The organism is Faecalimicrobium dakarense, from assembly GCF_000499525.1.
Taxonomy (GTDB): Bacteria; Bacillota; Clostridia; order Peptostreptococcales; family Peptostreptococcaceae; genus Faecalimicrobium; species Faecalimicrobium dakarense.
Window position 1 is genome coordinate 1 of record NZ_HG529308.1, and the last position, 12,080, is coordinate 12,080.

At 28.7% G+C, this 12,080-nt stretch carries 18 protein-coding genes; all 18 read right to left on the minus strand.

Annotation, left to right across the window (positions count from 1 at the left end; translation table 11 throughout):
* Positions 1-46: 46 nt before the first annotated feature.
* The 18 genes from BN899_RS07155 to eutM all read right to left on the minus strand — a co-directional run bounded on the left by BN899_RS07155 (position 47) and on the right by eutM (position 12,051).
* Positions 47-259 carry a hypothetical protein gene (locus tag BN899_RS07155; protein WP_042274160.1) on the minus strand — a complete coding sequence of 71 codons (213 nt, stop codon included), beginning with the start codon at positions 257-259 and terminating at the stop codon, positions 47-49.
* A gap of 287 nt (positions 260-546) precedes the next feature.
* Positions 547-1,113: a hypothetical protein gene (locus BN899_RS07160; RefSeq protein WP_042274162.1), complete on the minus strand. Its 567-nt coding sequence runs from the start codon at positions 1,111-1,113 to the stop codon at positions 547-549.
* A 66-nt stretch (positions 1,114-1,179) separates the two neighbouring features.
* Positions 1,180-1,902 (minus strand): protein kinase family protein, encoded by a 723-nt coding sequence (locus tag BN899_RS07165; protein WP_042274163.1) that lies wholly within the window; start codon positions 1,900-1,902, stop codon positions 1,180-1,182.
* A 26-nt stretch (positions 1,903-1,928) separates the two neighbouring features.
* Positions 1,929-2,105 carry a hypothetical protein gene (locus tag BN899_RS18995; protein WP_154658888.1) on the minus strand — a complete coding sequence of 59 codons (177 nt, stop codon included), beginning with the start codon at positions 2,103-2,105 and terminating at the stop codon, positions 1,929-1,931.
* Positions 2,106-2,579: 474 nt separating this feature from the next.
* Entirely contained in the window at positions 2,580-2,783 is a 204-nt protein-coding gene (locus tag BN899_RS07170; protein ID WP_042274164.1) for a hypothetical protein, read from the minus strand.
* 199 nt (positions 2,784-2,982) lie between these two features.
* Entirely contained in the window at positions 2,983-4,611 is a 1,629-nt protein-coding gene (locus BN899_RS07175) for an ABC-F family ATP-binding cassette domain-containing protein (protein ID WP_042274165.1), read from the minus strand.
* A 106-nt stretch (positions 4,612-4,717) separates the two neighbouring features.
* Positions 4,718-5,737 (minus strand): molybdopterin-binding protein, encoded by a 1,020-nt coding sequence (locus tag BN899_RS07180; RefSeq protein WP_042274166.1) that lies wholly within the window; start codon positions 5,735-5,737, stop codon positions 4,718-4,720.
* Positions 5,734-6,306, minus strand: coding sequence for a molybdenum cofactor cytidylyltransferase (gene mocA, locus BN899_RS07185; protein ID WP_042274204.1), 573 nt, complete (start codon positions 6,304-6,306; stop codon positions 5,734-5,736). The genes BN899_RS07180 and mocA overlap by 4 nt, the downstream gene beginning before the upstream one ends.
* A 16-nt stretch (positions 6,307-6,322) precedes the next feature.
* Complete coding sequence (yqeC, locus tag BN899_RS07190) at positions 6,323-7,078, minus strand: selenium cofactor biosynthesis protein YqeC (RefSeq protein ID WP_242824113.1); 756 nt, start codon at positions 7,076-7,078, stop codon at positions 6,323-6,325.
* A gap of 103 nt (positions 7,079-7,181) precedes the next feature.
* Entirely contained in the window at positions 7,182-7,655 is a 474-nt protein-coding gene (locus BN899_RS07195) for a cupin domain-containing protein (protein WP_147568513.1), read from the minus strand.
* 1 nt (position 7,656) lies between these two features.
* Positions 7,657-8,748: an ethanolamine utilization protein EutH gene (gene eutH, locus BN899_RS07200; RefSeq protein WP_042274169.1), complete on the minus strand. Its 1,092-nt coding sequence runs from the start codon at positions 8,746-8,748 to the stop codon at positions 7,657-7,659.
* 5 nt (positions 8,749-8,753) lie between these two features.
* A complete protein-coding gene (locus BN899_RS07205; protein ID WP_042274171.1) occupies positions 8,754-9,308 on the minus strand; it encodes a BMC domain-containing protein in 555 nt (184 codons plus the stop codon).
* Complete coding sequence (locus tag BN899_RS07210) at positions 9,301-9,573, minus strand: EutN/CcmL family microcompartment protein (protein ID WP_042274174.1); 273 nt, start codon at positions 9,571-9,573, stop codon at positions 9,301-9,303. The genes BN899_RS07205 and BN899_RS07210 overlap by 8 nt, the downstream gene beginning before the upstream one ends.
* 13 nt (positions 9,574-9,586) lie before the next feature.
* Positions 9,587-10,270, minus strand: coding sequence for a TIGR02536 family ethanolamine utilization protein (locus BN899_RS07215; RefSeq protein ID WP_042274176.1), 684 nt, complete (start codon positions 10,268-10,270; stop codon positions 9,587-9,589).
* Positions 10,271-10,291: 21 nt separating this feature from the next.
* The gene (gene eutD, locus BN899_RS07220; RefSeq protein ID WP_042274177.1) at positions 10,292-10,918 is read right to left on the minus strand and encodes an ethanolamine utilization phosphate acetyltransferase EutD; all 627 of its coding nucleotides are present in this window, start codon (positions 10,916-10,918) and stop codon (positions 10,292-10,294) included.
* A 12-nt stretch (positions 10,919-10,930) separates the two neighbouring features.
* Positions 10,931-11,428, minus strand: coding sequence for a hypothetical protein (locus tag BN899_RS07225; protein ID WP_242824114.1), 498 nt, complete (start codon positions 11,426-11,428; stop codon positions 10,931-10,933).
* A gap of 17 nt (positions 11,429-11,445) precedes the next feature.
* Positions 11,446-11,688: a hypothetical protein gene (locus tag BN899_RS19705; RefSeq protein ID WP_242824115.1), complete on the minus strand. Its 243-nt coding sequence runs from the start codon at positions 11,686-11,688 to the stop codon at positions 11,446-11,448.
* Between the two features lie 75 nt (positions 11,689-11,763).
* A complete protein-coding gene (gene eutM / locus BN899_RS07230; RefSeq protein WP_042274179.1) occupies positions 11,764-12,051 on the minus strand; it encodes an ethanolamine utilization microcompartment protein EutM in 288 nt (95 codons plus the stop codon).
* Positions 12,052-12,080: the final 29 nt, after the last annotated feature.

Below are 12,080 nucleotides of genomic sequence, written 5' to 3' on the forward strand. Positions count from 1 at the left end.
ATAAGCTGTTACTTATCATAGTCTAGTCTTTTTTATTGATACAAATCTATATTTTATTATTATTTATTTTATCTTCTAGTTCTTTTATTCTATTTTCTAATTCAACAATTCTATTTTCGCCTTTATTCTTATTTTTAACTCTAGATGTAATAAAATATATAACATATACGATTAATACTAATATTGCTAATAAAATTAATGTATTAAATATCTGAAATATAAGTTCATATGTAATACCCACTAATGATTGTCCCTTCATAAATCTACTCACCCCCTAGTTTCAAATTATACATTTCATATTAAAACATATCAACTAACAATAATTTACAATATAACTATTATTATTAACTTTTTTATGGTGTTTTATAGGCACTAATTAGTGTATTTTATTATTCATAATCATATACATAAAATGTAGAGCTATTGCAAAGCAAAAAAATCCGTTTAGCTCGTATTTTCAATGTATGCACATGAGCTAAACGAATTTTCACATCTATTACAAATCACCAATCACTATGAGAGCTTTACTATTTTACAACAGCTTCTTTATTTAAACTGACTGTATATATCTTGAACAAATTTTTCAAAATTTTCTCTTTGGGTATGTTTATTTCCTTTATAAATTTTAGTTGATGTTATAAAATCGTTTAATACTTGGCTATCTAAAGATTTTATTCTATTATATTTACCTCCTTCATATAAAGCTTGTAAAGTTTCTCCTATTGTTAAAAGAGCTTTATAGTGTATATCATTTGAAAATCCAGGCTTTTTAGATCTATCATCTAATTCTCCAAAGAAAACCGATTTACAAAGCCATCCTTTTATTGCTCTACTATCTAGTGTTGTATTAGATAAAACATGATTTATATACTCTGTAAACTCACTAAATTCTCCTTCTTTTAACTTTATTCCTACAATTGGGTACCATAGACCTTTTATTTTACCATCATTAGTTCCTGATGATCTATAATAAGCTAATGTTACTCTCTCTATTCCATATGTGTATTCCATTTTAACATCGATTAATCCTATAGCTCTAAATGGTTTATTAGAGTATTTATTTACTCTAAAACTACTTATGTCTATTTGTAGTATCTGATTTATATTTGACACATTATACATCTCCATTTATTTATTACTTAAAAATATTAAACATATAGCTATAACATAGCTATATGTTTAATATTTTTCTAGAATCTTTATATCTTCAAGGTTGCACTTTATTTCATCTATACTTTTATAACTTTCTTCTATACTCATTAGTCTTTTTAAAAATAAACACTCTTCCTTACTTAAAGTAAGTTCTTCAAACCAAGGTTTTTCCTCTAATATATCTTCTTTATAAAAAGATGTGTAATATAAATGTATTAAAAAGTCTGCAATAAACCAATAATCTATTTCTTTTACATACCTTTTATCATCTATATATCTTGATAATCCAAAATCAATTAGTTTTAACTTCTTATTTTCACCTAATATTATATTTGGAGTTCTTATATCTCTATGAACTATACCTTCATTTTGTAAGGTATAAACTATTTCTATTAGTTGGTCAGCAATATCGTAAATTTCTTTTTTAGTAAACTCATATCCCTCTTCAGATAGTATTACTTCAAAGTCCTTGCCTTCTATATATTCTAATACATATATTTGACTATTTTCATAGTTAAACTTCTCAATAAATTTAGGAAATCTATAATCGTTTAATTTTTTTAATAGTTCTTCTTCATAAAATAATTTTTTTCTTTTAGCTTCTACCATATCATTTTTTAGTTGTTTTAATACATATTTATTTAAGTTTAAATCCTCAACTAAATATGCAATACCATATCTGCCTTCCCCTATTATTTTTATAATAGAGTATTGATTAATATTATCACCAGGGCTATAATGTTTATCCATAATATCCATCCATAAATTAGTATATTTTATTCACTAAATGGTCTACTATCTGAAGCATTTGAATTAGAGCCACTTACTGATGCACTCGACTTAGAACCACTCTTTGATGCATTTGACTTAGAGCCACTTTTTGATGCACCTGACTTTCCAAATCTTTTATAATGATTATATCCTTGATAAGATTTTTCTTTTAAGGTTTCCATAACTTCACCTCTTATATAATTTTTTGTAGCTTAATGAATTGTATGATATATTTCCCCATTTTGTTACTTAATGTTATATTTTTATCATAAAATAGATTATAATCTTTACATATCCTAGTGACAACCTATACAATATCTTGTCGCCACATCCTATTTTCACTTTTGTTAAGTATATTCAAAGAATCTTTATAAGCTCTAATTGTTTCTTTATTTGTATTTATTATTTCTAATTCGTCTATATACTCTATTATTACACCTACTGTTTACATAAAAAAAATACCTCCTATATTTAAATAAGTAGAACATAAACGTTCTTCATCTTATCGAATATAAAAGGTATTCCAAAACCTTAATTATTAAGTTTTAATTTATTAAATATACATTCATCTCACTAAATTACTTATTTGTATCTCCGTACATTATATCATTGATGTAGTATTATTCAGTATCTTCTACTACAAGATTTCTTATCTATTATCCTCTTATCATGCAATCTACTGAATCATATAATTCGTTAAAATCTTTACAATAAAATCTATTCATTATGAAGGTATTATCATTAAATTTAATAGTATTATTACCTATCTCAAATACATAGTTTTCATTCTTCTTAAATGTAGCGAAAGGAACTCTATTAAATGTTAAAAGTGCATGTAGTTTATTCCAATTATTGTCCATAATGTCAACTCCTTAATTATTTATAGGTAGAGATACCTATGATACATTATATACCATTAATTATTTATTGTTCAGTTGCATCTTTTAATTGCATAAAAAAATACACCTCCTAAATATATGAAAAAGTCACACACTCATTTATTGAGCGTTATCATATATTCAAAAGATGTATTCAAAATTTATTCTATATTATTAACAATTACTTCTTTGTATCTCCGTACATTTCTTTTAATTGCTTTTGGATATCTTTATTCTCTAAATACTCATCAAGAGTAGTTTTTCTATCCATTATTCCACCAGGAGTTATCTCTATTATTCTGTTTGCAAGAGTTTGTATCATCTCGTGGTCATGAGAGTTAAATATTAACACTCCTGAGAATTTTTCTAAACCTTTATTTACAGAAGTTATAGACTCTAAATCTAAGTGGTTTGTCGGGTCATCTAAAACTAAACAGTTAGCGTTAGATAACATTAACTTAGATAACATACATCTAACTTTTTCTCCTCCAGATAAAACTTGAGCTTGTTTTAAAGCTTCTTCTCCAGAGAATAACATTCTACCTAAGAATCCTCTTATGAAACTTTCACTCTTTTCTTCTGAGTATTGTCTTAACCAGTCAACTAATGAGTATTCAACTCCATCGAAATATTGGTTATGATTTTTAGGAAGATAAGATTGAGAAGTAGTTACTCCCCACTTGAAAGTTCCGCTATCTGCAGTATCTTCTCCCATTATTATGTTAAATAAAGTAGTTATAGCTATTTCGTCTCCCATAAATGCTACTTTATCTTCTCTATCTAATCTGAAAGATACATTATCTAAAACTTTAACTCCATCAACAGTTTTAGTTAATCCTTCAACTTCTAATACTTCATTTCCGATTTCTCTTTCTGGAGTAAATCCTACATATGGGTATTTTCTTCTTGATGGTTGTATATCTTCTAGTTCTATTTTATCTAATTGTTTCTTTCTAGATGTTGCTTGTTTTGCTTTAGAAGCATTTGAACTGAATCTTGCGATGAACTCTTTTAATTGAGCTATCTTTTCTTCAGCTTTTTTGTTTTGATCTTTAGCTAATTGTAATGCTAATTGGCTTGACTCATACCAGAAGTCATAGTTACCAACGTACATTTGTATTTTACCAAAGTCAACGTCAACTATATTTGTACATATTTGGTTTAAGAAATGTCTATCATGCGATACTATTATAACGATAGAATCTTCTAAATCCATTATGAAGTTATTTAACCAGTTTATTGATTGGAAGTCTAAGTGGTTTGTAGGCTCATCCATTACTAGTATTTCAGGCTTACCAAATAATGTTTGTGCAAGTAACACTTTAACCTTTTCTCCACCAGTTAATTCTTTCATTTGCTTGTAATGCATTTCTTTGCCTATACCAAGCCCCATTAATACTCTTTCTGCATTTGTTTCTGCATCCCATCCGTCAAGTTCAGCAAACTCACCTTCAAGTTCAGCAGCTTTTATACCATCTTCTTCAGAGAAGTCTTCTTTCATGTATAATGCATCTTTTTCTTGCATTATTGAGTAAAGTCTTTCATGTCCCATTATAACAACATTTAAAACTGTATCTTCTTCATATTTGAAGTGGTCCTGTCTAAGTACTGACATTCTTTCTTTATCTGTTATAGATACACTTCCTGTATTTGGTTCTATATCTCCAGCTAATATTTTTAGGAAAGTTGATTTTCCTGCACCATTAGCACCTATTATCCCGTAGCAGTTTCCTTTAGTGAATTTTAAGTTAACATCTTTAAATAACTCTTTATCACCAAATCTAAGTCCAACATTTGTAACTTGTAACATTCGCGTTATTTCCTTTCTTTCTTTAAGTTTAATTTATCCATTATTCAACATCATCTATGATATAACAAATACTTATTTTAGTCAACCAATCTAGCCATTAAAATACCTATATTTTAGCAAAATTACATGCAGGGTAAGTACATACCTCACAGTTCATGCAAAGACCACCATGACCATAGGCTGCAATATCTGCTTTTGTTAATTTTTCGTCTATTAATAGTCTAGGTAAAATTACATCAAATACTGTAGTTTTATTATACATTGCACATCCTGGTATTCCCATTATAGGTACTTCTCCATGATATGCTAATAAAAACATAGCCCCTGGAAGTATTGGTGAACCATACGTTACTAAACTAGCTCCAGTTTCTTTTATAGCTGTTGGTGTAACATCATCTGGGTCTACACTCATTCCACCTGTACAGCATATAAGTTCTGCTCCTTGATTTATAAAGTTTTCTATAGCTTTTTTGATAATCTCTTTATCATCTGGGCATATAGTCTGTCCTAAAATCTCACAATTATATTTAACAACCTTATTTTCTATAATTGGACCAAATTTATCTACTATTCTCTTATGGTATACTTCATTTCCAGTTGTAACTATACCTACTTTTTTAGGTTTAAATGGTACTACATTTACAATCTTTTTAGCTCCAACTATATTTTTAGCTTCTTGCAGTTTTTCTTCTTCTATAAGAAGAGGTATTACTCTTGTGCCTGCTACTTTAGTTCCCTTTTTAACTTCAAAATTATTATGAAGTGTTGACATCATAATATCATCTATACAGTTTAATTTAAATAAAGTATCAACATCTATTTTTAGCATACCATCAATAGATGATATAAAATCAATTTTACCTTCTTTTATTTCACTAAATTCTAAATTTTCTCCAGCTGATATTTCTTTTAAAAATATAGCACCGTCGTTTTCGTGTACCATACCTTTAGTTTTTTCCCATACATATAAATTATCTTTCCCTAAAGATAATAATACAGGTATATCTTCTTCTCTAACAACATGCCCCTTCTTAAAAGCTCTTCCTTTAAACTCACCTGGTACTATTTTAGTAATATCATGACATAGTACTTGTCCAACTGCATCTACTGTTTTTATTTTTCTCATCTTAGCACCCCTCTAAATTTTTCATAGTCTACTTTATTGTCAATGTCAATTAACATATTTTCACTTACATTTATATATTTTAGTTTTGAAGATTTATTTATTATTTTTTTGCCTTTTTCATCGTCTTTTAATGTTAATAACTCATTTTTTTTATTATATGGAAATATTACTGGATTACCTTTTTTATTTCCACACATTGGTATTATTATGTAATTTTTATCTTCATTAAATTTATCTATTATTTTATTTATATAAAAACTTTCAATAAATGGCTGATCTCCAACAAAAAACATGTAGCCATCACATTTTGAAGAATTTAAAATTCCTAGTTTTATAGACTCACTTTGACCTATATAAGCATCTTTATTATATACACCTTTAAATTTATATCTTTTACTTAAGCTTAATATCTCTTCGTATTGACTTACAACTATTACTTCATTAAAATAACATTTATTTATTTCTATAAATGCATATTCTATCATAGGTATCCCTTTAAAATCCAATAATAACTTATTATCACCCATTCGCTTTGATAAACCTGATGCCATTATAATAGCATTTATCATATGTTTTACCTCTACCTTAGCATTTAAATTCATTTTTCTTTATACTGCCATAAAAAATACTTATATCACTACTGTCTTTTTCTATTTCCCTTATCAATTCTTTTGATGATGTTTCATAATATTTATTTTCAACTTTATTGATAAAAAGTATCTTTTTACCTCTTGCATATTTAAATAATCCATTAGGATTTAATACGATATTTTTGATATCAGATATATTAATAGTTCCTTCTGATTTATATACTAGTTTTTCAAATTCATTTAGTCTATGAATATTCTCTTCATTTATATCCATACCTAAAGCTGTTATATCTACTACACCTATAGTTTGGGTAGTATTTTCATAAATTACTGGTTCTAGATTGTTCCAACCTTTCAGCTTCTTTTTCTTAGAACCATCTCCTTCTATAAAGGTAATGTCAAATTTAGGAATTATTAAATCAAGTTCTTTAAAATCTAAACCTATTATTTTATTTTCTTCATTTATATACTTACCGAAAACTTGTATACCATTTGACCAATTTGTTAGCAAACTATTAGAGCAAATGTCTAGCATATTTTTATTATCAGTAAGATATATATCTTTGTAACATTCATCCGTTGGTACATATATTTTAGTAGTTGTGGTTAAAAGAACTTTAAATTTATCCTTATAATATTTTGTAAAATAGTTAATAAAAGATGTTTTTCCTCCTGCCCCTATAACTGTTATAATTTCCCCCTTTTTTATGTCCAACATTTTTCCTAAAATCATACCCTCACCTCTACTCATACACTACAACATCTTAGCTAGTTTAGTCAAGTTATTGTATTTAATAATAAAAAATAAGGCTAATCTCTATTTTGAGATAGCCTCATTTTATAATCTCTGCTGACTAGTTTTGTGATGCCCAGTCAGCTGGATAAGTTACATATATAAATCTTGCATAATCCTTAACAGAAAATTGTATACTACTTCCTTTAGGTATAAGTATTAATTCTCCAGCAGATGCTGATACAGTTCTACCATCTATTACTATATCTAATGTTCCCTCTATAACATAATCTATTTCATCATAGTTTAAAGTCCAGTCAAATGTTGTTTCTTTCATTTCCATTACTCCACAACCTAATCTTGGGCTTTCTTCTAAGTTAAATAAGTCTTTTGTATAAACTACATCATTAGGATTTCCTGTGTCTAATCTGTTTGACTCATCTACTTTTACAGTTGGTAATTTTATAGAAGTTATTCCACTTACGTCTTTATTTCTTATAAAATCAACACTATCTTTGCTTCCATTTATTTTTTCTTCTAATATTTGTCTTACTAATTGTTCTAACATTCCTTTGTCTATATTTTTCATATCCATTTTAAGCATTCTCCTTTTTAAGTGTTTTGTTTGCTAAAGCCATAGCTACTATTACAGCAGTTATTCCTCCAACTAGTTTTGCAACTATCATAGGAGTCATCATTTCTGGATTAAATCCAGCTGTAAATCCTAGATGGTCTCCGAATACGAAAGCCGCTGATACAGAAAATGCAACGTTTATTATCTTTCCTCTATTATCCATATCCTTCATCATACCAAACATAGGTATACAGTTAGCTAAACTTGCAACTAATCCAGCTGCTGATATATCATTCATTCCTAATAATTTACCTAAAGCCATTAAAGGTTTATTAAACACCTTTGTTATAACAAATACTAGAGGGAATGCTCCTGCTAAAACTATTGCTATATCTCCAACTATTGCTATACCTTCATGGATTGGTTTCATACCTGGTATTACAACCATTCCTGTTAAAGCTTCAACTATTCCTGCTGCAAGTCCTAAAGTTATAACTATAACAACACCTTTACCAAAGTAAGTGAATCCTTTTATCATAGCATTTTCGAACTTTAATAGTCCAATTACTATTATTACTGCAAAGATTATTATTGGTACTAAGTTTCTAACAATCATCATTACATCAAATCCGGCCACTAATCCCCCTACAAAAGCTCCTACTGGTATAGTTATTATACCTGCAAGTATACCTGTTGCTAAGAACTTTTGATCTTCTTTCTCGATTATTCCAAGTGCCACTGGTATTATAAATACTATAGTAGGCCCCATCATAGCTCCTACTATAAGTCCACCAAATAAACCTGCATTAGGGTCTTTCGCAAGTTCCACTGCAAGTGGTGCTCCACCCATATCATTTGCTAATATAGAACCTGCAAACATGGCAGGGTCTGCACCTAGCATATCAAATAAAGGAACTACTACAGGTCTAAGTACATCTGCTAATACTGGAGCTAAGCATATAACTCCAACCATTGCTACTGCAAGTGAACCCATAGCCATAATACCTTCTTCAAATTGTTCTCCTAGCCCAAATTTGTTTCCGATACATTTGTCTATAGCACCTAATACCATAAATGCTACCATTATATACATTATAATTTCATTTATACTCATGGCTATTATCTCCCTATTAAATTTTTTCTTATTTTTTCATCTACAGATGGTATTACTGATGTGCATACTATGTCTTTAACTTTTAATATATTTTTAGCTTCATCTATTCCATAATTTATGCTACTTAAACTTCCAGATACTATATATACAAGTTTTCCACCTATTGCAAAAGAAAGTTGTAGTTTTATGAGATTTACATCACTACTTTTTAAAGTTTTATCTAATGCTTTTAAACCTGCACATACTTTATTAGTCTCCATAATCCCTATGGAGCTAATATTTTCAGTATGTTTGTATTTATTTTTAAGTCCATCTATTATACTCTCATGTACAGCATTTATAACAAAACTATCTACCATAAATCCATCTGTAATGCTTATTCCATAGTCTATAGCTGTATTAACTTCGCCAGTATCTCCGCTTATGATTATAATAAATTTCCCAGGACATATACTTTTTAAATACAAAATCTCAACAGAGGCTTTTTTTACTATTTCATTAGATACTTCAAAACCTTTTGCAATACTTCTAAACTCGATAGCACCAATGCTTTTACTCATCACAAACCTCTAGTGAATCAATAACACCAATTATTGTTGCATCAACTGGAACAGATTTATGCTCTAAAGATTCTCTAGCTGCAGATCCTTTTGTTATTAATACTAAGTCGCCGTTACCAGCACCAGCATTATCCGCTGCAACTAAAAATCCATCTTTGTAAGTTTCTTTATCTTTTAAAAGTTTAACTACTAAAAGTTTTTGTCCGCATAGCTTTTCATCTTTTCTTGTTGCCCATACATTGCCAACTACTTTTCCAATTTCCATAAGAATACCTCCTTTATACCCTATCTACTTTTAAATGATGTATTCTTATAAAATCATTAGCAAGTGGAGTAACTATACTTTTTTTACCTACTAAAATTTTGCTAACTCCATTCATTTGTGGCTTTCTTAAATCAGATTCTGATATAAGCTTTTTAGTTCTTAAATCAAGAATTTCATCAGTAGCCTCTATAGCTTTATCTATTATAGTCTCATTTGAATTATTAACTTCTTCTTTATAAACGATTTTATTTTCATCTAATATATTGAATACGTCTTTTATAACGTTTACACCAAACTTTTTAAGTTCTTGTTCGAAATCTATATATTTATTGTATAGTGCTTTTGGTGCACTAGATTTATATCGCTTATATTCAAGTCCGTCTTCCATTATATAAACCTTTTTACCCATCATAAGCATTTTAAGTATGAATCTTTCTTCATTAGATGTAGAATTTCCAATAGATAAGTTAGAAAGACCTCTTAAGCAAAGTCTAGATACTATAACTATTTCTGATTCTTTAATGCTATCATCATAACTTAAAACTTCAAAATTATCCTTTAATGAATTAAATCTATTTTCATCTTTTTCCCAAAGAACTACACACTTAGGTAATTTTTTAGCTTCACTTACTTTAGAGTCATTAATCTTTTTATATATTTCATCAACTATAAGATCTATCAGCTTATTATAATCCATAAATAGCACCTGCCTTATAGGTTATTTTTTTATTATCCTAGCTAAACACCCTTTAGAAAAACCACAAGCGTTTGCCTCATCATAGTCAATATGCATAAATGTTTCAAAGTTTTTGTTTACTCTGATAATAACATCATCAAATATTAGTGGTCTTTGTCCAAATACTTTAACTTGAACTACTTCATTATCAGAAACATTAAACTTCTTAGCATCATCTGGTGTCATATGAACATGTCTTTTAGCTGCCATAAGCCCTTTTTCTAAAGTTATACTTCCTTTGTCAGTAGATACTGTTACACCTAAAGTATTAGCTAAATCTCCACTTTGCTTTATAGGTGCCTTTAGACCTAATGAAGAACAATCTGTTAAAGATACTTCGACTTGAGTTTCTTTTCTTTCAGGTCCAAGTACTATAACATTTTTTAACTCTCCCTTAGGTCCGCTTATTGTAACTCTTTCAGCACAAGCATATTGTCCAGGTTGAGATAAATCTTTTAATTTTGTCAGGTTGTAACCTTCTCCAAATAAAGCATTTATATCTTTTCTACTTAAATGTATATGTCTACCTGATGCTTCAACTTCTATAAAAGCTTCTTTTTTTACTTTATTAACAACTTCATCCACGATGCTTTCTAATAAATCTTCCATGATATCCTCCAACTATTTATACTTATTTGTCCTAATTTTGTAAATTATAATCCAAAATACTGAGGATAATCTATTTAATGCTTTAATTAAATCTTCTCTTTCAACTTGACCATATTCACCTTTAAAAGCTTCATATGCAGCAAGTTCTGCTTCTCTTGTAAGACTTCTTATACTGTTTATGGCAACTACCATCTCCCCCATTTCATAACTTGGGAATTCATGACCTATACCAAAGTACTTTTTAGGATAATGAGATTGTTCTCTAAGTTCTTTAGGTGTTAATCCTAAAAGTTTAAAGTCATCTAACTTTTCTTCTAAAACTTCACATCTCATTATATTTCTTACAAAGTCTAAAACCTCTTGGAGATCTTTGAGCAACTTGTTCATATCATTTTTTTGACATAAGATTTGAGCTTCTAAAATCTTTGATTCTAGAGAGTCTATCTTACCTCTTAAAACTATTGTTTTATGATCTTTAAAAACAAGTAAGTTGCCTCTTAAAGAAGTCATATGTTCAGGCTTTTCATCTAACTTAGCTCCAAATACTGTAACATATTTATATTTTTTTCTTTTTCAGTTTCTTTTATAGCTTCTTTTTCATTAGCTTTTTGAATTTCATCTAAAGAATCAACATACTTTAATACAATATTTCTATCTTTTAAATAAGATTTTGCTGAAGGAGTTATTATTCGCCCTTTTTGTACATAAAATTCAGTTAATTCTTTTCCACCTACTTGTTTCCTAACTTCACTTTCTGTTAAAACAGCCATATCCTCACACCTCCAATCAGATGTATAAAATGTGCTACCTAAATCGGTAGCACATATTTACTTTATATTTTGTTTCTACTTTTCGCTGTATTTTGGTAATATAGCGTCTACTTCAAAGTGTGGTCTTGGTATAACGTGTACTGATACTAATTCTCCAACTCTTTCAGCAGCTGCTGCTCCTGCATCTGTAGCTGCTTTAACTGCACCAACATCTCCTCTTACCATTACTGTAACTAATCCTCCACCAACTTGTTCTTTTCCTACTAATTGAACGTTAGCTGCTTTAACCATAGCATCTGCTGCTTCTATTGCTCCTACTAATCCTTTAGTTTCTATCATTCCTAATGCGTTTGCGTTTGCCATAATAATTACCTCCAAAATTTATAATTTAT

What these genes read in the sequence shown, in the direction of transcription:
- eutM (WP_042274179.1), bottom strand. Translation starts at nt 12,051, where the DNA reads ATGGCAAACGCAAACGCATTAGGAATGATAGAAACTAAAGGATTAGTA.
- BN899_RS07170 (WP_042274164.1), bottom strand. Translation starts at nt 2,783, where the DNA reads ATGGACAATAATTGGAATAAACTACATGCACTTTTAACATTTAATAGA.
- BN899_RS07175 (WP_042274165.1), bottom strand. Translation starts at nt 4,611, where the DNA reads ATGTTACAAGTTACAAATGTTGGACTTAGATTTGGTGATAAAGAGTTA.
- BN899_RS07155 (WP_042274160.1), bottom strand. Translation starts at nt 259, where the DNA reads ATGAAGGGACAATCATTAGTGGGTATTACATATGAACTTATATTTCAG.
- BN899_RS18995 (WP_154658888.1), bottom strand. Translation starts at nt 2,105, where the DNA reads ATGGAAACCTTAAAAGAAAAATCTTATCAAGGATATAATCATTATAAA.
- BN899_RS19705 (WP_242824115.1), bottom strand. Translation starts at nt 11,688, where the DNA reads ATGGCTGTTTTAACAGAAAGTGAAGTTAGGAAACAAGTAGGTGGAAAA.
- BN899_RS07215 (WP_042274176.1), bottom strand. Translation starts at nt 10,270, where the DNA reads ATGGATTATAATAAGCTGATAGATCTTATAGTTGATGAAATATATAAA.
- yqeC (WP_242824113.1), bottom strand. Translation starts at nt 7,078, where the DNA reads ATGAGTAGAGGTGAGGGTATGATTTTAGGAAAAATGTTGGACATAAAA.
- BN899_RS07195 (WP_147568513.1), bottom strand. Translation starts at nt 7,655, where the DNA reads ATGGATATGAAAAATATAGACAAAGGAATGTTAGAACAATTAGTAAGA.
- eutD (WP_042274177.1), bottom strand. Translation starts at nt 10,918, where the DNA reads ATGGAAGATTTATTAGAAAGCATCGTGGATGAAGTTGTTAATAAAGTA.
- BN899_RS07225 (WP_242824114.1), bottom strand. Translation starts at nt 11,428, where the DNA reads ATGACTTCTTTAAGAGGCAACTTACTTGTTTTTAAAGATCATAAAACA.
- mocA (WP_042274204.1), bottom strand. Translation starts at nt 6,306, where the DNA reads ATGATAAATGCTATTATAATGGCATCAGGTTTATCAAAGCGAATGGGT.
- BN899_RS07165 (WP_042274163.1), bottom strand. Translation starts at nt 1,902, where the DNA reads ATGGATAAACATTATAGCCCTGGTGATAATATTAATCAATACTCTATT.
- BN899_RS07180 (WP_042274166.1), bottom strand. Translation starts at nt 5,737, where the DNA reads ATGAGAAAAATAAAAACAGTAGATGCAGTTGGACAAGTACTATGTCAT.
- BN899_RS07210 (WP_042274174.1), bottom strand. Translation starts at nt 9,573, where the DNA reads ATGGAAATTGGAAAAGTAGTTGGCAATGTATGGGCAACAAGAAAAGAT.
- eutH (WP_042274169.1), bottom strand. Translation starts at nt 8,748, where the DNA reads ATGAGTATAAATGAAATTATAATGTATATAATGGTAGCATTTATGGTA.
- BN899_RS07205 (WP_042274171.1), bottom strand. Translation starts at nt 9,308, where the DNA reads ATGAGTAAAAGCATTGGTGCTATCGAGTTTAGAAGTATTGCAAAAGGT.